General features: G+C 66.4%; 25 protein-coding genes and 1 tRNA gene. 14 read left to right on the top strand and 12 right to left on the bottom strand.

From position 1 onward, the window contains the following. Nucleotides 1-56: 56 nt before the first annotated feature. From ACYR7D_RS08375 to ACYR7D_RS08385, 3 genes are all read right to left on the bottom strand, one after another. Nucleotides 57-548, bottom strand: coding sequence for a DUF4143 domain-containing protein (locus ACYR7D_RS08375; RefSeq protein ID WP_459549037.1), 492 nt, complete (start codon nt 546-548; stop codon nt 57-59). Continuing rightward, nucleotides 527-904 (bottom strand): AAA family ATPase, encoded by a 378-nt coding sequence (locus tag ACYR7D_RS08380; protein ID WP_459549038.1) that lies wholly within the window; start codon nt 902-904, stop codon nt 527-529. Before ACYR7D_RS08380 ends, ACYR7D_RS08375 begins: the two co-directional genes overlap by 22 nt. Nucleotides 905-1,015: 111 nt before the next feature. Then, nucleotides 1,016-2,020, bottom strand: coding sequence for a sigma-70 family RNA polymerase sigma factor (locus tag ACYR7D_RS08385; RefSeq protein WP_459549039.1), 1,005 nt, complete (start codon nt 2,018-2,020; stop codon nt 1,016-1,018). A 291-nt stretch (nt 2,021-2,311) separates the two neighbouring features. On the opposite strand from ACYR7D_RS08385, the gene ACYR7D_RS08390 reads away from it, so the two are divergent. Beyond that, nucleotides 2,312-2,731 (top strand): VOC family protein, encoded by a 420-nt coding sequence (locus ACYR7D_RS08390; protein ID WP_459549040.1) that lies wholly within the window; start codon nt 2,312-2,314, stop codon nt 2,729-2,731. Between the two features lie 149 nt (nt 2,732-2,880). On the opposite strand, the gene ACYR7D_RS08395 is transcribed toward ACYR7D_RS08390, so the two are convergent. Together ACYR7D_RS08395 and ACYR7D_RS08400 are read right to left on the bottom strand one after the other, a co-directional pair. Then, nucleotides 2,881-4,143 carry a cytochrome P450 gene (locus ACYR7D_RS08395; RefSeq protein WP_459549041.1) on the bottom strand — a complete coding sequence of 421 codons (1,263 nt, stop codon included), beginning with the start codon at nt 4,141-4,143 and terminating at the stop codon, nt 2,881-2,883. Nucleotides 4,144-4,440: 297 nt separating this feature from the next. Further along, the gene (locus tag ACYR7D_RS08400; RefSeq protein WP_459549042.1) at nt 4,441-5,223 is read right to left on the bottom strand and encodes a crotonase/enoyl-CoA hydratase family protein; all 783 of its coding nucleotides are present in this window, start codon (nt 5,221-5,223) and stop codon (nt 4,441-4,443) included. Between the two features lie 62 nt (nt 5,224-5,285). Between ACYR7D_RS08400 and ACYR7D_RS08405 the strand changes: the two genes are divergently transcribed. After that, nucleotides 5,286-6,932 carry an acyl-CoA synthetase gene (locus tag ACYR7D_RS08405; RefSeq protein WP_459549043.1) on the top strand — a complete coding sequence of 549 codons (1,647 nt, stop codon included), beginning with the start codon at nt 5,286-5,288 and terminating at the stop codon, nt 6,930-6,932. 60 nt (nt 6,933-6,992) lie between these two features. Here ACYR7D_RS08405 and ACYR7D_RS08410 read toward each other — a convergent pair whose 3' ends face one another. From ACYR7D_RS08410 to ACYR7D_RS08425, 4 genes are all read right to left on the bottom strand, one after another. Continuing rightward, entirely contained in the window at nt 6,993-7,403 is a 411-nt protein-coding gene (locus tag ACYR7D_RS08410) for a type II toxin-antitoxin system death-on-curing family toxin (RefSeq protein ID WP_459549044.1), read from the bottom strand. Continuing rightward, complete coding sequence (locus tag ACYR7D_RS08415) at nt 7,400-7,639, bottom strand: type II toxin-antitoxin system Phd/YefM family antitoxin (protein ID WP_459549045.1); 240 nt, start codon at nt 7,637-7,639, stop codon at nt 7,400-7,402. Before ACYR7D_RS08415 ends, ACYR7D_RS08410 begins: the two co-directional genes overlap by 4 nt. Before the next feature lie 134 nt (nt 7,640-7,773). After that, on the bottom strand, nt 7,774-8,880 hold the full coding sequence (locus tag ACYR7D_RS08420) for an acyl-CoA dehydrogenase family protein (protein ID WP_459549046.1): 1,107 nt from the start codon (nt 8,878-8,880) through the stop codon (nt 7,774-7,776). Between the two features lie 26 nt (nt 8,881-8,906). Further along, nucleotides 8,907-10,100, bottom strand: a complete 1,194-nt coding sequence (locus ACYR7D_RS08425) for an acyl-CoA dehydrogenase family protein (RefSeq protein WP_459549047.1) — start codon at nt 10,098-10,100, stop codon at nt 8,907-8,909. 225 nt (nt 10,101-10,325) lie between these two features. Here ACYR7D_RS08425 and ACYR7D_RS08430 point away from each other — a divergent pair, with 225 nt between their 5' ends. The 12 genes from ACYR7D_RS08430 to ACYR7D_RS08485 all read left to right on the top strand — a co-directional run bounded on the left by ACYR7D_RS08430 (nt 10,326) and on the right by ACYR7D_RS08485 (nt 22,332). Continuing rightward, nucleotides 10,326-10,514 (top strand): ferredoxin, encoded by a 189-nt coding sequence (locus ACYR7D_RS08430; protein ID WP_459549048.1) that lies wholly within the window; start codon nt 10,326-10,328, stop codon nt 10,512-10,514. A gap of 44 nt (nt 10,515-10,558) precedes the next feature. Next, nucleotides 10,559-11,464 (top strand): 3-oxoacyl-ACP reductase, encoded by a 906-nt coding sequence (locus ACYR7D_RS08435; RefSeq protein ID WP_459549049.1) that lies wholly within the window; start codon nt 10,559-10,561, stop codon nt 11,462-11,464. 301 nt (nt 11,465-11,765) lie between these two features. Next, nucleotides 11,766-12,530 carry an MlaE family ABC transporter permease gene (locus tag ACYR7D_RS08440; protein WP_459549050.1) on the top strand — a complete coding sequence of 255 codons (765 nt, stop codon included), beginning with the start codon at nt 11,766-11,768 and terminating at the stop codon, nt 12,528-12,530. Nucleotides 12,531-12,534: 4 nt separating this feature from the next. Next, a complete protein-coding gene (locus ACYR7D_RS08445) occupies nt 12,535-13,392 on the top strand; it encodes an MlaE family ABC transporter permease (RefSeq protein ID WP_459549051.1) in 858 nt (285 codons plus the stop codon). 5 nt (nt 13,393-13,397) lie between these two features. Then, nucleotides 13,398-14,702 carry an MCE family protein gene (locus tag ACYR7D_RS08450; RefSeq protein ID WP_459549052.1) on the top strand — a complete coding sequence of 435 codons (1,305 nt, stop codon included), beginning with the start codon at nt 13,398-13,400 and terminating at the stop codon, nt 14,700-14,702. Then, nucleotides 14,699-15,724 (top strand): MCE family protein, encoded by a 1,026-nt coding sequence (locus tag ACYR7D_RS08455; protein WP_459549053.1) that lies wholly within the window; start codon nt 14,699-14,701, stop codon nt 15,722-15,724. The genes ACYR7D_RS08450 and ACYR7D_RS08455 overlap by 4 nt, the downstream gene beginning before the upstream one ends. Further along, nucleotides 15,725-16,786 (top strand): MCE family protein, encoded by a 1,062-nt coding sequence (locus ACYR7D_RS08460; RefSeq protein ID WP_459549054.1) that lies wholly within the window; start codon nt 15,725-15,727, stop codon nt 16,784-16,786. Between the two features lie 64 nt (nt 16,787-16,850). Next, entirely contained in the window at nt 16,851-18,170 is a 1,320-nt protein-coding gene (locus tag ACYR7D_RS08465; RefSeq protein WP_459549055.1) for an MCE family protein, read from the top strand. Next, nucleotides 18,167-19,423 (top strand): MCE family protein, encoded by a 1,257-nt coding sequence (locus ACYR7D_RS08470; protein WP_459549056.1) that lies wholly within the window; start codon nt 18,167-18,169, stop codon nt 19,421-19,423. The genes ACYR7D_RS08465 and ACYR7D_RS08470 overlap by 4 nt, the downstream gene beginning before the upstream one ends. After that, complete coding sequence (locus ACYR7D_RS08475) at nt 19,420-20,889, top strand: MCE family protein (protein WP_459549057.1); 1,470 nt, start codon at nt 19,420-19,422, stop codon at nt 20,887-20,889. The genes ACYR7D_RS08470 and ACYR7D_RS08475 overlap by 4 nt, the downstream gene beginning before the upstream one ends. Continuing rightward, nucleotides 20,886-21,815 (top strand): hypothetical protein, encoded by a 930-nt coding sequence (locus ACYR7D_RS08480; protein WP_459549058.1) that lies wholly within the window; start codon nt 20,886-20,888, stop codon nt 21,813-21,815. The genes ACYR7D_RS08475 and ACYR7D_RS08480 overlap by 4 nt, the downstream gene beginning before the upstream one ends. A 31-nt stretch (nt 21,816-21,846) precedes the next feature. Continuing rightward, a complete protein-coding gene (locus ACYR7D_RS08485; RefSeq protein WP_459549059.1) occupies nt 21,847-22,332 on the top strand; it encodes a h domain protein in 486 nt (161 codons plus the stop codon). 144 nt (nt 22,333-22,476) lie between these two features. Here ACYR7D_RS08485 and ACYR7D_RS08490 read toward each other — a convergent pair. The 3 genes from ACYR7D_RS08490 to ACYR7D_RS08500 form a co-directional block, all read right to left on the bottom strand. Continuing rightward, nucleotides 22,477-22,548: transfer RNA gene (locus ACYR7D_RS08490), tRNA-Thr, on the bottom strand. 89 nt (nt 22,549-22,637) lie between these two features. Next, nucleotides 22,638-22,871, bottom strand: coding sequence for an MbtH family protein (locus ACYR7D_RS08495; RefSeq protein WP_459549060.1), 234 nt, complete (start codon nt 22,869-22,871; stop codon nt 22,638-22,640). 145 nt (nt 22,872-23,016) lie between these two features. Further along, nucleotides 23,017-23,850, bottom strand: a complete 834-nt coding sequence (locus ACYR7D_RS08500; protein WP_459549061.1) for an alpha/beta fold hydrolase — start codon at nt 23,848-23,850, stop codon at nt 23,017-23,019. Nucleotides 23,851-23,977: the final 127 nt, after the last annotated feature.

Below are 23,977 nucleotides of genomic sequence, written 5' to 3' on the forward strand. Positions count from 1 at the left end.
GCAAACGCGAGCTTCAACCGGTGGCCCCGGCTGCATCCGGGGCCGGTGGCAGGTAGTTATGGAGCGAGTCGCCAGAGGGCGTCCATCGGGACCGCCCGCAGCTTCGGCCCGAAGGGCAGGGTCTGTTTGCCGGTGTAGAGCACGTAGCCCGCGACGAACCTGTCGCCCAGTTTCTGCGCGAGGTTGCGCAGACCGGTGAGATCCTCGGTCCGTATCGTTGCCCCGGCCTTTACTTCCACTCCGACGATACGACCGTCGGGAGTCTCCAGCACCACGTCGACTTCCACCTTGTCTTTGGTGCGATAGTGATACATGCGTGCCCGCTGCTGCGCCCAAGTCAGTTGGCGCGCGAGCTCCATTGCCACGAAGTTTTCCAGCATCGGACCGGCGGCGCCGCCGGGCTCGTCCATATGCGCGGCGTCCTGCCCGAGGAGATGGCCGGCGATCCCGGAATCGACGAACGCCAGTTCGGGGGTTCCGATCGCCCGGAAGGTCGGTCCGGGCGACCATGCGGGAATACTCTTGATCAGGAAAACCGATTGCAGCAACTAGAGATAGCGCACCACCGTGGTCCGGGAAAGGCCCGACTGTCCGGAAGTGTCCGCAGGGCAAGGACGCGCGATGAGCCGGTCAGCAGGAATCGCCCTGGTGTGGGGTCCAGATCGACCGTCGTCTTGATCGGGCGAAGTAATTCGGGCGTGAGCTGGATCTTGTCGATGATGGTCAGCCCGCCGTCGCGATCGACGAATCCGGCCGGATCGTCTTGGGCGGCCCGTAAGGTAGCCGGGTCGTCCAACAGCCGGACGACGGTGTCCGGCCGTTTGTTGCCGGCCAGGCGAGTGAGTGTGCTCTTTCCGGCCTGGCGGGCCCCGTTCATCCTGCCATTATGCGTCCAGATAGCCATCTGGACGCAGTGTATGTGGTCATTTGGACGGATGGTTGGTGGTCATTTGGACGGTGGTTTGCTGGTCATTGGGACGGAATGGAAGTGGTCGGATAGCCGGAGCGGGTGGTTTCAGGCCGGTTCGTTCACCCGTTCTTCCGTCCATTCCGGGGGCAGGCCGAACAGCGGGAACAGGCGTTCGGTATCGAGGAAGAAGTTGAGGCCGGTGATCACGCCGTCGCGCGTCTCCAGCACCGTGATCGACCATGGTGTCCAGCGGCCCGGCTCACCGCTGGGCTTGTAGTGACCGAACGCGGGATGGCCGTTGGCGCCGGCCAGCGGGACCAGCCGTGAATCCCGGCAGGCCGCACCGGTGCCGAGCATGAATTCGGCCACGTTCTCGGGCCCGGAGATCCAGAGATCGAAGGGCGGCATAGACAGTGCCACATCGCTTTTCAACAGGGTGGTGAGCGCGTTCATATCGTAGGACTCGAACGCCGTCACGAAGTTCTCGACGAGTTCGCGCTGGTCGTCGTCGGTTTCGTCGTAGGTGTCGGTCTCGGCCGGTTTGACCTTGTTCATGGTGGCGCGTGCCCGCTGCAGGGCACTGTTCACCGAGGCGGTGCTCATGGCGAGCGCCTCGGCGGTTTCGTTGGCCGAGAAGCGCAGGACCTCGCGCATGATCAGAATGGCGCGTTGGGTGGCGGGCAGATGCTGGCAGGCGGCGACGAACGCCAGGCGCAGCGTGTCCTTGGTGGTGGCGTGCTCCGCGGGGTCGGCGCCGAAGGCGAGCGAGTTGGGGATGGGCTCGACCCAGACGTAGTCCGGCTGCGGGGGCGGCAGGGGCCGATCGGGTGTCGACGGGCTCGACAGATCCATCGGCCGGGCGCGGCGCTGCGGGCCGTCGAGCATATCCAGGCAGATATTGGTGGTGATCTTGTACAGCCAGGACCGCAGACTCGCCCGGCCCTCGAAGGAGTCGTATGACTTCCAGGCGCGGGTGAAGGCATCCTGAACCGCGTCCTCGGCCTCGAAGGACGAACCCAGCATGCGGTAGGCGTAGGCACAGAGTTCCCGTCTGTGTGCCTCGAAGGATCTCATGACATCGGCATCGATCGTGCCGGTCTGCTCGCTCATGCGTGTCACTCTGACACAGGGCACCGACATGAGGACAGAGGATGAAACGGCCAGTTTCCAGTTTTCGTCTCGGCTGTATCAGCAGGCGCGGCAGTCCCATCCGGAGTGGTCGCCGCCGTCCCGGGGCGCGATGCCGCACCATGCCCCGGCAAGCTTCGGCCGGTAGCGGGCCGGGTGGCCGAGGCCGATGAAATTCGTCCGGCGGGAGCCGATGATTTCCCGCGGCGGTCCCCGTCTCCATGTGTACAGCCGGCGAAACACCCCGACAACATCTTCGGAAGGACCGTAACCATGAGCAGCAAGATGATCTTCGTGAACCTCCCCGTCACCGACCTGGCTCGTTCGAAGAACTTCTACGAGGCGCTCGGCTGGAAGGTCAACGACGATTTCACCGACGACAACGCCGCCTGCATCGTGGTCGACGACAATATCTGCCTGATGCTGCTCACCCACGAGCACTTCCGGAACTTCAGCCGCCGGCCCATCGCCGATACCGTCGCCGCCACCGGTGCCGCCTACGCGCTGTCGCTGGGTAGCGCGGCGGAGGTGGACCGGTTGACCGAGGCCGCGGTGGCCGCGGGGGGTACCGAGGAGGTCAACGCGGACAAGCGGGCCCAGGAGGCGCAGGTCGGGATGCACGGTCGGACCTTCCTGGACCCCGACGGTCACCAGTGGGAGCCGTTCTACATGAACTACCCCGGCGCCGAATAGGACACCGGATACCGCGGCCCCGCAATGCCGGCCGGGTTGTCCGGCTGTAGCTCGAGCTACAGCCGAACAACCCGGCCGGCGCTCTGCCGGGCCGGGTGCGGTCCGGCTGGTTCATCCAGCCCTGATGACGGATACCCGAGACAGTGCGATCACGCGATCGCCCCGAGCTCCCGTAGGTTGTCCAGCGCTGTCCGGATCTCGAAGGTGACCTCGGCCTTCTCGACCGCGTCGACCACACGTGGGACGCGGACCCAGTCGGTGAGTTCGTAGTGGCCCAGGACGCTGCCCACGGTGCGCAGCACGACATCGGCTTCGTATCGCGCGAGGGGAGCGCCTACGCAGTAGTGCAGGCCCCGGCCGAATCCGAGATTGGGCGCTTTGGCCCGCCGGCCCGGCTCGAATCGGTCGGCGTCCTCGCCGAAGACTTCCGGATCACGATTGCCCGCTGCCCAATGCAGGGTGAGCAGAGAGTTCTCCTCGATCGTGCGGCCATCCAACTCGACGGGCTTCACACACACCGCGACGTTGGCGGGGAAGGGGGTGAAACGCAATGATTCGTTGATGACATTGTGCCGCCATGCGGCACCCTCGGGGCCGAGATTGCTCAGTAGGCCGGATTGCAGGCCGGCTTCGGCGATGAGGCCGAGCATCAACGCGGTCAGGGTGGCCGTGGTGTCACGGCCCGCCGACCAGCAACCGAAGATGAGGCCGTGTTTCTCGTCGCGCGAGATGAGCCCGGCGTCATGGGCCGCGGCGATCTCCGCGAGCAGCCCACCGCCACCGGCGCCACGATGCTCGGCGATGATGCGATCGAAGTACGGCCGGACTTCCGGACTCTCGGGCCGGAGCATCTCGGCGAAGCTCGTACGAGTCCGTATCTCGCCGAGGTGGGCTTTGATGAACGCCTCGTCCTCGGGGCCGTGGGGGAATCCGGCGAGCTCGGACATGGTGTGGAAGGCCAGTGTGTCGGTGAACTGGGCGAAGTCCATGGTCCCGGTACCCCGCGCGCCGTGTTTCTCCTGTTGTTCCAGGACGTGGCCGGTCAGCAGCTCCAGCGCCGTCCGCTCGATCCACGGGCCGAGTTCGCGGATGGAGCGATTGGAGAGGTATCCCTCCAGAACGCCGCGCAGGGCCGCATGTCTTCCCGGTGATCCGTCGATCTCCCGAGGCGCCGATGCCCACGGGAAATGCCATGAGACATGAACATCATCCCCGGGAAGGTCGACACCCACCGCGGCCATCGCCTGCCGATGGGCCGACAGCGCTTGGCTGAAGAAACCTTGCTTTTCGTAGTCGGTTATCGCTACCAGATCGCGATACCTGGTGATGTGGATACCGCTGTCGTCGGCGAAGGGTGCTCCGGGCACGCCGTAGGGCGCGGGCCGCATCGGTTCCGAGGGCTTCTGTCCCACGAATGACTCCTGAATCCGGTGATCCGCGCATCGGGGAGATTGCTGCTGTGCGTTGAGTCACCGGATGCGCGAGGTGAACGAGCGAGTGATTCAACCACGGGAGAGGCGCGTACGGAGACATTGATTACCGCTGCTGGTAAGTGATCGGGGAATCGGGATCGTCACTGCTGGAGCGGCAGGTTCGGTGCCCGCCGCAGCTGCCCGGTAGGTGTTCGGTGTTCCCGGCGGGGAGCGTGCCCCGGCGTATCCGGGCGTCGGGGCGCGCTCCGACCGGCGACGCGGCCGCCGGAAAGGCTTCTACTTGCCGCTGAAGTTCGGCTTGCGCTTCTCCTTGAAGGCCTTCGGCCCTTCCTTGGCGTCGGCCGACTGGAAAACGGCCATACCCAGCTTGGCGTCGATCTGGAACGCCTCTTCCTCGGGCATGCATTCGGTCTCGCGAATGGTCCGCAGGATCGCCTGCACCGCGAGCGGGCCGTTGGCCGCGATCAGATCGGCCAGTTCCAAAGCCTTGTCCAGGGCAGTGCCGTCCGGCACCACATGTCCGACCAGACCGATCTCCTTGGCCTCGGCGGCACTGAGATGACGGCCGGTCAGCAGGATATCGGCCGCCACCGTGTAGGGGACCTGACGAACCAGCCGGACCGCGGAGCCGCCCAGCGGGAACAGCCCCCAGCGGGCTTCGGAGACCCCGAACTTGGCGCTTTCGCCGGCCACCCGGATATCGGTGCCCTGCAGGATCTCCGTACCCCCGGCGATGGCCGCGCCCTCGACCGCGGCGATGAGGGGTTTGGTGAGCCGGCGACCCTTGAGCAGCGCCTCGATCTTGGACAGGTCCCAGCCGCCGCCGGCGAACGAATCACCGGGATGTTGCGAGGTCATCGCCTTGAGATCGGCGCCCGCGCAGAAGGCTCCGCCCGCGCCGGTGAGGATCGCGACCCGGATATCCGGATCGTTGTCCACCTGGTCCCAGGCGTCGCGCATGATCGCCATCATTTCGCCCGAGAGCGCGTTACGAGCCTCGGGGCGGTTCATGGTGACGATGAGGACGTGATCGCGCTTCTCGACGAGGCAGTGCGGCATCGTGATTTCTCCTGATTCTCGGACCCTTGCCAGAAACAGTAACACGTTCTATTTTTGACCTTGTGACGTACAACATAGCCGACCTTGTCGAACACACCATCGACCTTGTGCCGGACCGGGTTGCGCTGGCTGACGACCACCGCTCGGTAACCTTCGCCGAATTGGAGGACAGGGCCAACCGGCTGGCGCACCACCTGCTGGAACACGGCGTCCAGCCGGGCGACAAGGTTGGTATCTACTCGCGCAACACCATCGAGGCCGTCGAATCCATGGTGGCGGTCTTCAAGGCGCGCGCGGTGATGGTCAACGTCAACTTCCGCTATGTCGAGAACGAGTTACAGTACATTTTCGAGAACTCGGACATGGTCGCGCTCATCCACGAGCGCCGCTACACCGACAAGGTGACCAATGTCCGGGCGAAGGTGCCGCACCTGAAAACGGTGCTGGTGGTCGAGGACGGCACCGAGGCTCTCACCGCCGAAGGGTCGGTGGAGTACGAAGCGGCACTGGCCGAATCGTCCGGCGAACGCGATTTCGGCGATCGCTCGTCCGACGACATCTTCATGATCTACACCGGCGGCACCACCGGACTGCCCAAGGGGGTCATGTGGCGGCACGAGGACTGGTGGCGGGTCCTCGGCGGCGGTATCAACTTCATGACCGGCGAGTACGTCCAAGACGAATGGCAGCAGGCCAAAACCGGCGCGGCCGGCGGGCAGCTGGTGCGCTACCCGATTCCGCCACTGATCCACGGCGGTTCGCAGACCGCGGTCTTCCACGGCCTCTTCGACGGCGGTAAGACCATCATGGTGCCGGAGTTCAGCGGCCACGGGGTCTGGCAGGCGGTGGACCGGCACGGCATCAACATGATCTTCATAACCGGCGATGCCATGGCCCGTCCGATGATGGACGCGCTCAAAGAGGGCAACCCGGAAACCGGCGCCCCCTATCAGCACACCAACCTGTGGGCCATGGCCAGTAGTGCCGCACTGTTCTCGCCGACGCTCAAGGACGAGTTCATCGACCTGCTGCCCAATACGGTGATCACCGATTCCATCGGCTCCTCGGAGACCGGTTTCGGCGGTATCTCCATCGCGGCCAAGGGGTCGACGCACACCGGCGGGCCGCGCGTGAAGATCGACGCCTCCACCGCGGTACTGGACGAGGAAGGCAATCCGGTCACCCCCGGGTCCGGTCAGGTCGGCATTCTCGCGCGCAAGGGGCATATCCCGATCGGTTACTACAACGACCCGGTGAAAACCGCCGCGACCTTCAAAGAGTTCAACGGCGTCCGCTACTCCATCCCCGGTGACTACGCCCGGGTCGAAGAGGACGGCACCGTCACCATGCTCGGCCGGGGTTCGGTGAGCATCAACAGCGGCGGCGAGAAGATCTACCCGGAGGAGGTCGAGGGGGCGCTGAAATGCCACCCGGAGATCTTCGACGCGCTGGTGGTGGGCGTGCCGGACGAGCGCTGGGGTCAGCGGGTGGCGGCCGTGGTGCAGTGTCGCGGCGATAAACGCCCCACCCTGGAGGAACTGCGCCCGGTGCTCACCCAGGAGATCTCCTCCTACAAGCTGCCCCGCAGCCTGTGGTTCGTCGACGAGATCAAACGGTCGCCGGCGGGTAAGCCCGACTACAAATGGGCCAAGGCGCAGACCGAGGAGCGCGACGCCGACGAGCACGCCGAGGCGGGTAGTTCCTCGTAGGGCATCGATGCGGCACGGGGCTGTGGTCCTGACGGGCGACAGCCCCGCATACGCGCGTGATCACGCGGGTGGCCGCACCGGGATGACGCCGAGGGCCTTCTGCAATTGTTCTGCGATGTCTCCGACTTCTTCCAGCTCGCCGCTCGCGACGGCGATCATGAGGTCGTAAGCCAGGTCCTCGTCCAGGTCGTCGATATCGACGCCGTTACGTGCCAGGAAAACCACCGCCGCCGTTATCGCCAGCCGTTTGTTGCCATCGATCAGCGGATGGTTACTGGTCAGGGAGTGCAGTAGCGCAGCGGCCTTCTCCCAGAGCGAGGGGTACGCATCGCTACCGAATACGGTGGCTCTCGGCCGCGCGGCGGCCGATTCGAGAAGTCCGGGATCGCGGACGATGTACCGCCCGGCGGCTTCATCGGCGATGGCTCGCAGATCGGTCGCGGTGAGGTGGTAGACGCTGCCGCCCGTCATTCGGCCAACCGGTCCAGGAGGGGCTTGTGCCGGGCCGCGAATCGCTTCGACAGTTCGCGGACCTGGCTGTCCGCCGTCTCGGCCATCGCTTCCGGGACGACCGCGGCAACGCGGCGACCGTGCCGGGTGAGGTGGACGATTCGGCCGCTTTCGGCAGCTGCGACGACCTCGGCGAGCTTTTCGCGCGCTTCACTGACCGGTAGTTCCCATGCGTCGAATTCAGGCAGTGCGGTCATGGCAAGATCGTACGGAAATTGTCGTGTTCCGTACAGAAATATTCCTGTCGTTTGTGACAGGGAGAGAGTGCAAGACTCTCCCACCCCGCTGCGCCGGTCGAACGCACCGGGGTGGGAGAGGCGCGTGGCGCGGATCAGGCGGATTCGGGGACGAACTGCGCCAGGGGCAGCAGGTGGTCGGTGGCCCCGCCCAGGGCGAACTCGTTGCGGGTGGCCGCGGTGAAGTAGTTGTGCGCGATATGGTCGCGGTCGATGCCGACGCCGCCGTGTACGTGGACCAGGGTGTGGGCGACCTGATGGCCCGCCTCGGCGGCCCAGAACTTCGCCGTGTGCACGGCCCCGGTGGCGTCCAGGCCCTCCGCCAGCTGCCAGGCGGCCTGGGTGACCGTCAGGCGTAGGCCCTGAACGCTGATATAGCTGTCGGACAGGCGCTGGGCCACGGCCTGGAAGCTGCCGATGGCGCGGCCGAACTGCTCGCGTTCACGGGCGTAGCCGGCGACCAATTCCAGGGAGCGTTCGAGGGTACCCAGCTGCTGTGCCGCCAACCCGAGCCAGGCGCGGTCGAGCAGCCAGTCCAGGATCCGGGCGCCGTCGGCGACGGTGCCGAGCAGTTCGGCCGGCGCGTCGGCGAACTCGACGAGCGATTCGGCACTACGGTCGGTCACCTGCTGGGCGGTCACAGTGACGGAGTCGGCGGAGGGGTCGACCAGGAAGACCGCGGTGACTCCGGATACCGTCGCGGGGACCAGGATACGTGCCGCCCGATCGGCGACCGGAACCGTGGTCTTGGTGCCGGTGACGCGCCAGCCGCCGCCGGTTCCGGTGGCGGTCGTGGTGGGGCGCGTCGGTTCCCAGTTGTGTTCCTCGGCCAATGCCACGGTCAGGATCGCGGTGCCCGCACCGGCAGCGGTGGCGAGCTGCTTCTGCTCGGCGGACCCGAATTCGGCCAGGACGCCCGCACCCAGGACGACCGACCAGAGATAGGGGACCGCGGCGACGGCTTTGCCGAGTTCGCGCAGGATCGCGGTCTGTTCGAGCGGCCCGAAGCCGCTTCCGCCGACTTCCTCGGGCAGGGCGGCGGCGAGCACACCGGTCTCCGCGAGCGATTTCCACAGCGGTTCGTCGAATTTCGCGGTCCCGCCGTCCAATTCGCGCAGCCGGTCGGCGGTGACCAGTTTGTCGCAGACCTCGCCGGTGAGCCGGGCCAGATCCGACTGGGCTTCGGTGGGGGTGAAATCCATGGGGAACTCCTGAATCGGGCGGACGGTCAGCGTCCGGAGGCGGGCTGCTTCAGGGCGGTCATGGCGATGATGTCGCGCTGCACCTCGTTGGTGCCGCCGCCGAAGGTGAGGATCAGGGCGGCGCGATGCATCCGCTCGAGCCGCCCGCGCAGGACCGAACCGGGGGAGTCCTGGCGCAGCGAGGCCTGGGGCCCTAGCACCTCCATGAGCAGCCGGTAGGCCTCGGTGGACAGTTCGGTGCCGTAGACCTTGCAGGCCGAGGCGTCCCACGGGCGCGGCGCGGCGTCCCCGCCCGCGTCCACCCGGCTGGCGATCTCCCAGTTCATCAACTTCAGGTATTCGACCTTGGCGTGCACCCGGGCCAAATTGAGCCGCACCCATTCGCGGTCGAAGATCGGGGAGCCGTCCGCGGCCTTCGTCTCCTTCGCCCAGGCGGTCGTCTGGGCCAGCGCCAGCTGGAGCGCGGCGGAGGAGGTCAAGGCGACTCGCTCGTGGTTGAGCTGATTGGTGACCAGCGGCCAGCCGCCGTTCTCCGGACCGACCAGGGAGGTCACCGGCACGCGGACATCCTGGTAATAAGTGGCGCTGGTATCCGGCCCGGCCATGGTGTGCACGGGGGTCCAGGAGAAACCTTCGGCGGTGGTGGGCACGATCAGCATGCTGATGCCCTTGTGCTTCTTGGCCGCGGGATCGGTGCGTACCGCGAGCCAGACGTAGTCGGCGTAGGCGATCAGGCTGGTCCACATCTTCTGGCCGTTGATCACGTAGTCGTCGCCGTCGCGTACCGCGGTGGTGCGCAGTGCGGCCAGGTCGGTACCGGCACCGGGTTCGGAATAACCGATGGCGAAGTGCAGTTCCCCGGCGGCGATCTTGGGCAGGAAGAACTTCTTCTGCTCTTCGCTGCCGTAGTGCATGATGGTCGGCGCCACCGAGTTGATGGTCAGGAACGGTACCGGCGCACCCGCGATGGCGGCCTCGTCGGTGAAGATCAGCTGGTCCAGCATGGGGCGGTTCTGGCCGCCGTATTCCTCCGGCCAGCCCAGCGCCAGCCAGCCGTCGCGTCCCATCTCCGCGACGACCTCCCGGTAGACATTGCCGTGGCCGTACTCCCCGGTCTGGGTGCTCAGGGCCTCCCGCCGTTCGGGGGTGATCAGGCGCGCGAAGTATTCGCGCAGTTCGGCGCGTAGCTTTTCCTGTTCCGGGGTATACGCGATACGCATAGCGGTACCTCGAGCCTTCGTTCTCCGGGGTTGGTGATGGGGCGGGACGTGGGATCGCGCCGCGCTCACCCTCGTGGAGCGCGGAATGGATCTCCGATACCTGGCTCCGATCATTGCATATGCACTGAAACATGTTCCAGTATTGAAGGGTAATCAGCCCATGTAGCCCGTATCGGCCGCCGGTGCTTGTTAGGCTTCGGCCGCCGCCTGGGATAAGGAGTTCCGATGAAGGTCAGCGTTGACTTCGATCAGTGCGAAGCGAATGGAATCTGCGCGGGAATCGCTCCCGACGTCTTTGAACTCGATGACGAGGATATGCTGCACGTTGCCGAGGGGGAGGTGCCCGCCGATCAGGAGACGCAGGTGGCCGAGGCCGTGGCGCAATGCCCGAAAGCGGCGCTGCGATTGCTGTGAATCAGCTCTTGCCGTGAATAAGAACACGTTCTAGAGTCGGCCCGGTGAGCGATACAGATACCGGCCTCGCCGGGCGAGTTGCGATCGTGACCGGAGCGGGTGCGGGCCTCGGCAGGGCCGAAGCGCTCGCCCTGGCCGGAGCCGGGGCCTCGATCGTGGTCAACGATCTGGCCGACTCCGATGCCGTCGCCGAAACGCTGGAGCGGATCCGGGCCCTCGGCGCGAAGGCCGAGTTCGTGGCCGGCAGTATCGCCGAGCGGGCCACCGCGGACGCGGTGCTGGCCACCGCCACCGAATCGTTCGGGGGTCTGGACATCGTGGTCAACAACGCGGGTATCACCCGCGACAAAATGCTGTTCAACATGTCCGACGAGGACTGGGACGCGGTGCTCGCGGTACATCTGCGCGGGCACTTCCTGCTGACCCGCAATGCCGGAGCCTACTGGCGGTCGAAATCCAAAGAGGCCGGTGCTCCGGTCTACGGACGAATTGTCAATACCTCTTCCGAAGCCGGATTGCTCGGGCCGGAGGGGCAGGCCAACTACGCGGCCGCCAAGGCCGGTATCACCGCGCTCACCCTTTCGGCTTCCCGGGCGCTGAATCGTTTCGGGGTGCGGGCGAACGCCATCTGCCCGCGGGCGCGTACCGCGATGACGGAAAAGGTGTTCAGCGCGGCCCCGGAAGGGGAGGTGGACCCGCTTTCTCCCGACCATGTCGCCCGCCTGGTCGCCTACTTGTCGTCGCCGGCCGCCGACCGGGTCAACGGCCAGGTGTTCGTGGTCTACGGACCGATGGTCGCGCTGATGGCCGCCCCGGAGGTGGAGCAGCGTTTCGACGCGCCCGGCGCGCAATGGGCAGGTGACGATCTGGCCACCACGCTGACCGGTTACTTCGCCGGACGCGATGCGGGTCGTACGTTCTCTGCGACAGCGCTGCACGACCTGGGCTGAGTGATCCCGCCGGGCGGGTGCCGGGATCGGGATCGGGCGCGACTTTACCCAAGATAGTTGAACAGCCGTCCAGTTATTGGTAAACAGAGTGGGCGCGGTGTGCCCCGCCTCACATAATGATGCGCAGGACGTATGAATCCTGTTGCAATCCCGCTGTCTGGGATTGCGACAAGTTTCCAGTTCACAAGCCTCGAAATGGCCCCATTCAGGAAATGAACGTGTTCTACTTAGCTGGGCGTGTGCCGGGGAGTGTCCCGCACAGTCGCCAGCGGGACCGATAGTCAGGCAAGGAGGATCCAGGGTGAACGAGGTCCTTGCCGTCCCATTACGGGCCGTCGGTGGATTCTTCGAACTCACCGCATCGGTTGCTCGGGCGAGCCTGCGGCGGCCCTTCCAGATGCGCGAGTTCATCGACCAGTCGTGGTTCGTGGCGCGGGTGTCCATCGTGCCGACGCTGCTGGTGGCCATTCCGTTCACCGTGCTGGTGAGCTTCACGCTGAACATCCTGCTGCGTGAGATCGGCGCCGCCGACCTCAGCGGCGCCGGTGCCGCCTTCGGCGCCGTCACCCAGGTCGGGCCGATCGTCACCGTGCTCATCGTCGCCGGCGCCGGCGCCACCGCCATCTGCGCGGATCTGGGCGCCCGCACCATCCGCGAGGAAATCGACGCCATGAAGGTGCTCGGCATCGACCCGATCCACCGATTGGTCGTCCCCCGGGTACTCGCCTCGATGTTCGTCGCCCTGATGCTGAACAGCCTGGTCTGCACGATCGGCATCGTCGGTGGCTTCCTGTTCTCCGTCTATCTGCAGGACGTGAACCCGGGAGCGTTCGTCAACGGCATCACGCTGCTGACCCATCTACCCGAACTGATCATCTCCGAAGTCAAGGCCGGTCTGTTCGGTCTCATCGCGGGGCTGGTCGCCTGTTACCTGGGTCTGAATGTCAAAGGTGGTCCCAAAAGTGTCGGTGATGCGGTGAACCAGACAGTGGTTTTCGCCTTCATGGCGCTGTTCGTGGTGAACGTCGTGGTCACGGCGGTCGGTATCAAATTCGCGGTCCGGTGACACGATGTCCGCCTCGATGATCATCCAGTCCCGCTTCCCGAAGGTCACGCGGCGCGTGCGCCGGTTCTCCACCTCTCTGGACAACCTCGGGAAGCAGGCCGTTTTCTACGGCAGAGCGATCGGCTCCATGCCGCGGGCGATCACGCACTACCGCACGGAGACCATCCGCCTCATCGCCGAGATCAGCATGGGCAGTGGCGCGCTCGCGGTGATCGGCGGCACCGTGGTGATCGTCGGCTTCCTGACCCTGTTCTCCGGCGGAACCATCGCCGTCCAGGGCTACAGCTCGCTCGGCAATATCGGCGTCGAAGCCCTGACCGGCTTCTTCGCCGCCTTCATCAATGTCCGTATCGCGGCACCGGTGATCTCCGGAATCGGGCTGGCCGCCACCATCGGCGCCGGCTCGACCGCCCAGCTGGGTGCCATGCGGGTGGCCGAGGAGATCGACGCACTGGAATCCATGGCCATCCGTCCCATCCCGTACCTGGTCGGTACTCGCGTACTGGCCGGAATGATCGCGATCGTGCCGCTGTACGCGCTGGCGGTGATCGCCTCGTTCGTCGCCAGCCGGTTCGCGACCGTGGTGATCTACGGACAGTCGGCGGGTGTCTACGACCACTACTTCTCGACCTTCCTTATCCCGAGCGACATCCTGTGGTCGTTCGCCCAGGCCATATTCATGGCGTTGGCGGTGATGATGATCCATACCTACTACGGCTACAACGCGGCGGGCGGCCCGGTCGGGGTCGGCGTCGCGGTGGGCAACGCGGTCCGCACCTCGCTGGTCGCGGTGGTGACGGTAACCCTGCTGATCTCGCTGGCCGTCTACGGCACCTCCGGCAACTTCAACCTTTCCGGGTAGGCGCCATGACGGAACTGATACGAGCGGACGGTAAACAGACAGGCGGGGCGCCGGAGACGAACGGAACCGCGGGTGGGTCGTCCCGCGGTGCCATCGATCCCTGGGCCCCCGACCGGCGGGGCAGCCGCTGGGCCATACTGTGGGAGAAGGCCGGCCTCAAACTGGCCGGAATCGCCATGGTGCTGGCCGCGGTGGTCGCGGTCGTCGTTTCGCTGACCATGTTCTTCGGGGGATTCACCCCCACGGTCACGGTGACCGTGGCGGCGCCGCGCAGCGGCCTGGTACTGGACCCGGACGCCAAGGTGAAGGTGCGCGGTGTGCAGATCGGCCGCGTCGCCGGGATCGAACGCACCACCGAGGGCGCGAACCTGCGGCTGGCACTGGACCCCGAGCTGCTGCGGCTGGTTCCCGCGAACGCCACCGTCGATATTCGCTCGACCACGGTGTTCGGCGCGAAGTACATCAACTTCGTCGTCCCGCCCGAGCCGGCGACGCGATCGCTGCAGCCGGGGGCGCTACTGGCCGCCGACCAGGTAACCGTCGAATTCAACACCGTGTTCCAGCATCTCAGCGATATCTTGGCCGAGGTGGATCCGGAAAAATTGAGCGCTACCCTCACCGCCCTGGGCACCGCGCTACAGGGCCGCGGTCAGACTCTGGGCGAGTTGCTGGTGCACAGCAACACCTACCTGGCGGAGATCAACCCGATGCTGCCCACCCTCCAGCGAGACCTGAACACCACCGCCACGGTGACCGGCCTCTACGCCGATGTGTCCGGCGATCTGCTGCGCACCCTGGACGGGGCCACGACCACCAGCCGGACGATCACCGCGGCGGATTCGGAGATCGATGCGCTGCTGGCCGATATCACCGGCCTCGCCGACACCACGGGCTCGGTGCTGCGCGATAACGAAGCACAGCTGGGCACCGCCCTGGACCTGCTCCGCCCGACCACCGGCCTGCTCCACGAGTACCGGGACGCGCTGTTCTGCCTCGTCGGCGGTGTCGCCAAGGCGGTACCTCTCGCCGAAGCGGTATTCGGCGGCACCCAGGACGGGGTGGCCCTGAACGCGAGCTTCATGTACGGCGCCCCGGCCTACAGCTACCCCAACGACCTGCCGAAGGTCGCCGCGACCGGTGGCCCCCGGTGCGCCGGCCTGCTCGACCGGGTACCGGGCAGCCATGCCGACTACGTCGTCACCGACACCTCCGAAGGCCACCCCTTCATACCGTCGACGCGGGTCGCGGTGAACGCGCCCAGCGTTTTCCAGGTACTGTTCGCCGGACTCCCGGGGGTGGGCCAGCCGTGAAAAACACCGCGACAACCGTCAAACTCGCCATCTTCACCGTGGTGATGACCTTGGTCTTCGCCGGTCTGGCGGTGGTTTTCTCACAGGTTCGGTTCTCCACCGAGACCGGCTACCACGCCGTGTTCACCAGCGCCTCGGGGATGCTGCCCGGCGATAAAGTGCGTATCGCCGGGGTGCCCGTCGGATCGGTCTCCTCGGTAGAGGTCGACGACGATTACCACGCCCACGTCGAATTCGATGTCGACAGCAAATACCGCCTGCTCACCAGTACCCGGGCCACCATCCGCTACGAGAATCTGGTCGGCGACCGCTACCTGGAACTGATGGAAGGCCCGGGTGCGGCCACCACCCTGCGTGAAGGCGGCACCATCGGCCTGGACAAAACCTCCCCCGCCCTGGATCTGGACATGCTGCTGGGCGGTTTCAAACCGCTGCTGCGTGGTCTGGATCCGGCTCAGGTCAACGATCTGACCAATGCGCTGCTGCAAATTTTCCAGGGCCAGGGCGGAACGCTCGTCGAACTGCTCAACAGCGGCGGATCGTTCACCAGAACTCTCGCCGACCGCGACGCCCTGATCGGCAGCGTCATCAACAATTTGAACGCGGTGTTGAAGACCATCGACGACCGCGGCGACCAGTTCGCCACCACGATCGATGAATTACGCCGGCTGGTGAGCGGGCTGGCCGCCGACCGCGACCCGATCGGCGCCGCCCTGCCCCGGATCGCCGACGCCACCGCCGCGACCAACGACCTGCTGGTCCAGGCGCGCCCCGATCTGGCGGCGACGATCGCGCAGACCGGCCGCCTGGCCACCAATCTCGACAACGGTTCGGACACCGTGCAGTGGGTGCTGGACGAACTACCCGGGGCCTACCGGAAACTGATCCGGATCGGTTCCTACGGCTCGTTCCTGCAGCTGTACGTGTGCCGGACGAACTTCCTGGTCGACGGTCCGGACGGGAAACCGCTGCTGCTCGAACTACCCGGTGAGCAGACGACCGGAAGGTGCGTGAGCGAGTAGATGAAAGAGCAATCGCGCGCGGTGACCATCGGTGTCGTCGGGCTGGTGCTGGCCGTGGCCGTGGCGCTGTCGGCCCTGCAGTTCGAGCGGCTGCCGTTCATCCGCGGCGGTGCGATGTTCACCGCGCATTTCGCCGACGCCGGCGGGCTGGTGCCCGGCGACGATGTGGAGGTCGCGGGAGTCCGCTCGGGCCGGGTCGAGGATGTGCGCTTGGACGGCGCCCAGGTGCTGGTGCGGTTCAGCTTGAACGAATCGATCGTGCTGGGCGACAAGACCTCCGCCGCCATCAAGACCAATACGGTGCTCGGCCGGAAAGCTCTGGCGGTGAATCCGGACGGCACCGGCGCGCTGAAGGTCACCGATACGATCCCCCTCGCGCGCACCACATCGCCGTACTCGCTGAACGAGGCGCTCGGCGATCTGGCCGGAACGGTCCGGGATCTGGATCTGCAGCAGGTGAACCGGACCCTGGACGAGCTGTCGGCCGCCTTCGCCGAAACCCCCGCGCCGCTGCGCTCGGCGCTGGACGGGGTGACCGCGCTCTCACGGACCATCAATGCCCGCGATCAGGCGCTTTCGGATCTGCTCACCCGGGCCCAGAACGTCACCAAGATCCTGGCCGACCGGGCCGATGCCATCAACGCGCTACTGGTGGACGGTAATCAGCTGCTCGGCGAGCTGGACCGGCGGCGTACCGCGATCAGCCAGATGATCGTCTACGTGAACTCGCTGGCCCAGCAACTGTCCGGGCTGGTGCACGACAACGAGGCACAACTGCAACCGGCGCTGGACAAACTCAATTCGGTGCTCGAACTGCTGCAGAACAACCGCGACAACATCACCGCGGCGCTCGATGGTCTGGGCCCGTTCGCCGCGGCGCTCGGCGAACAGGTCGGCAGCGGTCCGTACTTCAACGCCTACGTCGTCAACGCCAGTAGTGAAACCCTGCATCCGCTGGTGGACGCGCTGGTATGGCCGCAGCATCTACCGGAATCGCTGCGCGCCTATCTGCTCGAACCCGGCCCCAGGCTCGGCCCGTCCGCCCAGGAGCCCCCCCGATGATGCGATACCTCCGCCTTCGCTGCGGCCTCCGCGGATCGTATGAACCTGCTTCGAGGAGGAGCCGATGAGCACTCTGACGGACAAGGTCCGGGCCGTTCCCCGGAAGTGGGTGGCGATCGTTGCCGGCGTGGTGGTGGTCGCGCTGGTCGCGGTGGGCGGCTACACGGCGTTCGAGAAGCTCACCAAGCACGAGATCACGGCGTACTTCACTTCCACCAGCGGGCTCTACGAAGGCGACGATGTACGGGTGCTGGGGGTGCCGATCGGCCGTATCGATCACATCGAACCCGGAAAAGACCAGGTGAAGGTGTCGATGACGGTCGACAGCGGTGTCGATCTGCCCGCCGACGCGCGGGCGGTGATCATCGCGCCCTCGCTGGTGTCCGCGCGTTTCATCCAGATCGCCCCCGCCTATACCGGTGGCGACAAGCTGGTCGACGGCGCGCAGATACCGATCGAGCGCACCGCTGTACCGGTGGAATGGGACGACATCAAAAACGAACTGAACAAGCTCTCCACGGCACTCGGCCCCGTCGGCGACGACCCCCAGGGTTCCTTCGGCCGGTTCGTCGATACCGCGGCGGCCAATCTGGACGGTAACGGAGAAGCTTTCCGCACCACCCTGCGGGAACTCTCGGCCACCCTGACCACGCTCTCCGACGGCCGCACCGATCTGTTCGGCACCATTCGCAATCTGCAGAAATTCGTGGACGTGCTCTCCAAGAGCAACGACCAGATCGTGGAATTCGGCGGCCGGCTGGCCTCGGTGTCGTCGGTACTGGCCGGAGTATCGCAGGATCTCGGCGCGGGCCTGGACAATCTGGATCTCGCGCTGACCGATGTGCACCGATTCCTGGAGGGCAGCGGCACCGAACTCACCGAGGGCGTGCAGCGGCTGGCCGAGGTCACCCAGATCCTGGTGGACAAACGTCCGGAATTGGAGCAGGCCCTGCATTCCGGCCCGACCGCCCTGGTGAACTTCTATCAGCTCTACAAACCCGCCCAGGGCACGCTGACCGGCGCGATCTCGCTGAACAACTTCGCCGACCCGGCGAGCTTCCTGTGCGGTTCGGTGCGGGCGCTGGAACAGAACGAGTCCGAAACCAGCGCAGATCTGTGCGTCGAGTATCTGGCCCCGGTGCTCAGCTCGCTGGCGATGAACTACCTGCCCATCATGACCAACCCCGCCACGGGCGTCACCGCGTTCCCGGATCAGCTGCAGTACACGACACCGGATCTGGCCGGGCGAGTCGATCCGCAGAAGGTGGGGCCGCCGGCCGCGCCCGAACCCGCGCCGGTCACCGTTCCGGCCGGAGTGGCCGGACTGGCCATCCCGGGTGTGCAGCTGCCCCGGATTCCCGGTTTGCCCGGAGGAGGACGATGATGCGGCGGCTGATGCTGGGTGCCCGGCGACGGGCCGCGATCCTGACGGTCGGAGTGGTGCTGGCCCTGTCCGCCACGGGATGCCAGTACGACGGTCTCAACTCGCTGCCCATGCCCGGCACCGAAGGAACCGGCGAAGGCTCCTACGAGGTACGTATCCAGATGCCGAATGTCACGACTCTGACCCGGAATTCGCCGGTCCGGGTGGACGATGTGGCGGTCGGCGCGGTGACCGATATCGAGGTCGAGGACTGGCACGCGCTGGTGACGGTATCGCTGAACCGTGATGTGGTGTTGCCGGCCAATGCGACCGCCAAGATCGGCCAGACCAGTCTGCTCGGTAGCAACCACGTGGAACTGGCACCGCCGACCGATGTTCCGCCCGAGGGGCGGCTCACCGCGGGTGCGGTGATCCCGCTGGATCGGGCCGGGGTCTTCCCGACCACCGAGCAGGTGCTGTCCTCGCTGTCGGTGGTGCTCAACGGTGGTGGTATCTCGCAGCTGGAGAACATCACCCGTGAGCTCAACGCGGCGCTGGTCGGCAACGAGACCGAGATCCGGGAACTGATCCCGCGGATGAACGAACTGATCACCAACCTGAACACCCAGCGCGACGACATCATCGCCGCCATGAGCGGATTGGACCGCCTCAGCGGTGAGTTCGTCGAGCAGACCGATGTGGTGGCCGCCGCTGTCGAGGAGATCCATCCCGCGCTGACCGTGCTGGCCGACCGCCGGCAGAACATCACCACCACCATCACCCGGCTGGGCGAGCTCAGTGATGTGGTGAACCGGCTGATCGCGGCCAGTGGCGACGATCTGAAGGCGAATCTGGCCGCCCTGGCCCCGGTGCTGCAGACGCTGGCCGATACCGGTACCGATCTCACCGAATCACTGAAAATCCTCGCCTCCTTCCCCTTCCCGCTGACAAATCTGGACAGGGCCATCAAGGGCGATTACCTGAACTTGTTCATGACCGTGGACATCACCGGTAAGCGGTTGGATTCGAACTTCCTCACCGGCACCGGTCTCGGCGGCATGTTCGGCGGGGTGGAGGTCGCGCTGGGACAAGTGGCCGGACCCGCCGGGGAACAGGGCAACCCGCTGGCCACACCGCTCGCGCCGCCGCCCGGCACGCCCAGCGATCAACCGCAACCGACAATTCCCGGGCTGCCGCCGATCCCCGGCCTGCCCGCCATTCCCGGGCTGACGGTGCCGCTGCCCGGGCAGCCGCAAGGGGGCGAGGGCCCGTGACACTCACCCGATTCGTCCGGATCCAGCTGACGATCTTCGCGATCCTCACCGTTGTCGGGCTCACGGTCATGGGCGGCACCTACGTCGGCGTGCCCGCCCTGCTCGGTATCGGCCGCTACGAGGTGACGCTGGAACTGGCCGCCACCGGTGGGATCTACCAGAACGCCAATGTGGCCTACCGCGGCACGAATGTCGGCGTGGTCCGCGAGGTACGGCTGACCAGCGAAGGCGTCGAAGCGCGATTGTCGGTGGACAGCGATTACAAGATCCCCGCCGATTCGACCGCGCTGATCCGCAGCGTCTCGGCGATCGGCGAACAATACGTCGATCTGGTGCCGCCGGAGAACCCCGGCGACGCGAACCTCTACGACGGCAGCGTGATCCCGGTGGACCGCACCGAATTACCGCAGGACGTCGGAGCTCTGCTCGACCAGGCCGACCGGCTGCTGGCAAGCGTGGCCGATACCCGCCTGCGGCAGGTCATCGACGAGGCGTTCCGGGCCTTCAACGGTGCCGGGCCCGATCTGCAGCGGTTCATCGACTCCGCGGCGCTGCTGGTGCAGGAGGCCAACGAGAATGTCGGCCCCACGAAACAGCTGATCGAACAGATCGGCCCGCTACTGGACACCCAGGTGAACTCCGACGCCGCAATCCGTTCGTGGACCCGCGATCTGGCCACGGTCACCGACCAGTTGCGCGCCCACGATCCGGCTCTGCGCAATATTCTCGCCAACGGTCCTTCCGCGCTGGACCGGGTGACCAGGCAGTTCGACGAACTGCGGCCCACCCTGCCCTTGCTGCTGAACAATCTGGTGAGCGTGGGGCAGGTCGGAGTGACCTACCACGCCGGCCTGGAACAGATCCTGGTGGTCTATCCACCGCTGGTCGCGGCATTGCTCACGGCGGTGCGCGGGCCCATGGAGTACGGCGCGCTGGTCGACTTCATGACCGTGCTCAACGATCCACCACCGTGCACCACCGGTTTCCTGCCGCCCGATCAGCGCCGCGATCCCAGCGAACTCGACACCATCGACACGCCCGAGGGGCTGTACTGCAAGGTTCCGCAGGACGACAAGACCGCGGTGCGCGGTATCCGCAACACGCCGTGTATGGAATTCCCCGGCCGGCGCGCCCCGACGCCCGAACTGTGCCGCACCGGTTACGTTCCGCTGGGCACGAACCCCCCGTTCGGACCGCCGCAACCGGTGGCCCCGGCCGAACCGCCGGCCCCCGGCGTGGCCCCCGCCGCCGCGCCCGATCCGGGCCCGGGGGTTGCGGGAGTACCCCCGGTACCTGCTAGTTTCTCGGGCGCAAGCACCCCCGCCGCCGCCCTCTCCTACGATCCGGCCACCGGGGTCTACACCAGCACCGACGGGCGCAGCTACCGTCAGGGCGATATCGCCCCCGGCGGCTCGGGCACCGTCGCCGCGGATTGGCAGGCAATGTTCGAGGAGCAGCAACGATGAGCGATACCAAGGACCCGCGCCGCAACCGCAGGCGAGCCAGCCGGACCGCGGGGCCACCGGCGGAGAGCGCGACGAACGAGCCGGCGCTCGGCGCGACCGGCACCGGGACCCCGCCTACGCCCGCGGTACCCGGCCCGGACGCTCCCGGGAGTGCGACCGGCGCTGGAACAGCAGCGGGAGCTGGCAGCGAAGCCGTCGCCGCGGCAGGGGAAACCGGCGGCGGCGATACGGGCGCTGCGAGCGCCGGCGAGAAATCCGCCGGCGCCGCGTCCGAGAGCACCGAAGCCGCGGCGCCGGATACCGTCCGCCTCGAGAAGACCGGTACCGTACGGCTGAACAAGGAGGAATCCGAGCAGGCCGGTTCCGGCGCACCCGCCGTGGCCACCGATGAGTCCGCGGAAGGTGAAGCCGCGGCAGAGCCCGCGGCGGCCACCGGCGGATCGTGGAAACGGATCCTCGCCCTCACCGCCGCGGCGGTGCTGGTGATCGGGTTGGTCGGTGCCGCCGTGGTCTCGGTATTCGCCGTGCAGTCCACTCAACAGCGCGATGAACGGCGGTCCGAATACGTGGCCACTGCGCGCCAGACGATCCTGAACCTCACCACCATTCGCGCCGATACCGCCAAAGAGGATATCGACCGCATCCTCACCCTGGCCTCCGGCGAGTTCAAAACCGAGTTCGACGGTCGCGTCGACCCGTTCACCGAAATCGTCAAACAGGCGAAGGTCGTCTCCACCGGCGAGGTGGTCGAGGCCGCGGTGGAACGCGACGACGAGGACTCCGCGGTCGTGCTGGTCGCCGCCAAGCAGACACTCACCAACGCGGGATCGGAGGAACAGCAGCAGCGTTTCTACCGTTTCCGGGTGACCGTATCGCGCGCGGACGACGGAACGTTGACCGCCTCGGACGTCGAATTCGTGGCATGACGGCCGGCCGGTCGTGCCGAGAGGACACAGTATGAGCGTGCGTACCAGGATTCTGCTCGGTCTCACCGCGCTGGTGGTGATCGCCGCCGCGGTAGTGGCCGGTATAGGGGGCTATCGGTACTGGGACTACCGGCAGTCGGAACAGTCCCGCACCGACGCCGTCGCCGCCGCCACCCGCACGGTATCGGCCATGTTCAGTTACGAACACCAGACGGTGGAACGAGAACTGCCCAAGGCGGCCGACAGCCTGGCCCCCGATTTCAAGGCCGATTACCTCGAGCTCATCGACAAGGCGATCGTGCCGGGGGCCAAGGAGAAGGAACTGACCGTCAAGGCCACCACTCAGGCCGGTGGTGTGGTCTCCGCCGACCGGGCGCACGCCGTGGTGCTGCTGTTCCTGAACCAGGTGACCACCAGCAAGGAGAGCCCGCAGGGCACCACCACGGGCAGCCGCGTCCGGGTGACCCTGGACAAATCCGACGACCAGTGGCTGGTCGCCTCGGTCACCCCCATCTGAGCATCCCCGGCCACCCGTCCGGTGGCGCGTCATCGCTCGGCGAAGCCCGCAGAGGTGCTGCGTCATGGCCCCACGGCGCTGACATCCGGATACGAAAACCGCCGGTCGGCCCGCGGAAACGCGGGCCGACCGGCGGTTTTCCGGAGCCCCCTGTCAGGATTGAACTGACGACCTTTCGCTTACAAGGCGAGTGCTCTACCACTGAGCTAAGGAGGCGTGAAGCGGAGCCATCATAACCGGACCTGCCCACTGCGCGACACCGGAATCCGATGTCGCGCAGCGGCAGTCCTGCTCACCGGGCTCGACTACTGCTGCCGGGCGGCCTCGTCGGCGGCCATGGCGTCGCGCAGGCTCTTGGGCCGCATATCGGTCCAGTTCTGCTCGACGTACTCGACACAGGCGGCGCGGCTCTCCTCACCGAAAACCACCCGCCAGCCGGCCGGTACCTCGGCGAAGGCCGGCCACAGGGAGTGCTGCTCCTCGTCGTTGACCAGAACGAAGAAGCGGCCGTCCTCGTCGTCGAACGGGTTGGTGCTCATTTCACCTCACTGGGGTGCTCTCGCGGATGGATACGGATTCGACGTGGGCCCGGACGCCTCGACCGGTCTGACTCCCGGCTGCCGCATCGCGAACCCAACGATGTGTCGACCCTAGCAAGGACTGTGTTACCAGTGGGCCCTCCCCTCAGGCGGCGAAGAATTCCAGCAAGATCTTGTTCACCGTCTCGGGCCGCTCCAGATAGCCGTAGTGACCGGCATCGGGAACTTCCTGATAACGCGCGCCGGGGATGGCTTCGGCGACCTCCCTGGACAGATACGCCGGGATCATCCGGTCGTCCGCGAAGCCCACGGCCAGGCACGGCACCCGGATCCCGCGATATGCCTGCAACCGGTCGAATTCGTGGTCCATCCGGCGCTGGGCGCGGATACCCGGCGTCACCGGCCCCCCGGTGAACTCGAACAGATCCAGCCAGTCGCGGGCGCTGTGCCGATCGGCCATGGTGGCCGGGGAGAGATTCATCACCGCGGTCAGCGCGGCCTCGTACTTCGGCGGTAGCTTCACCCCGCTCTCGTCCAGCTCGTGCTCGCCCAGCGAGAGAGTTTTCTGGAACTCGTCCATTCGGCCGTGGCCGGCCAGGAACACGGCTTTGCGCACCAGTTCCGGCCGGGCCAGCGCGAGTTCCTGGGCCACCCGAGCCCCCATGGAGGTGCCCACCACCAGCGCCGGCCCCTCGTCCAGGAATTCGATCAGCCCGGCGGTATCGGCGACCAGCTCCGCGATGGTCATCCCCTCGGCCGCCTCGTAGCTGGGGGCGATACCGCGGTTGTCGAACGTGCACACCCGGTATCCCGCCGCGAGCAGCGCCGGGACCTGATGCAGCTCCCACACCCGGCCGGGGCTGCCGGTACCCATGATCATCACCACCAGCGGCCCGCCGCCTTTGACGTCGGTGCCCTTGGAACGGTCTCCTTTGACCTGATAGTTGAGCGATATTCCGTTCACCGTGGCCAACGGCATTCTGATGGCCCCTTCCTGATCGTTTTGCTGCCCACGGTATAGCCCCGGCCGACGCCGACGTGTTACTGCGGCGGGAGCGTCGATATCCCGGGACAGATACCATTGACATTTCACATAGCAGCTCAGA

The organism is Nocardia sp. X0981, from assembly GCF_977089955.1.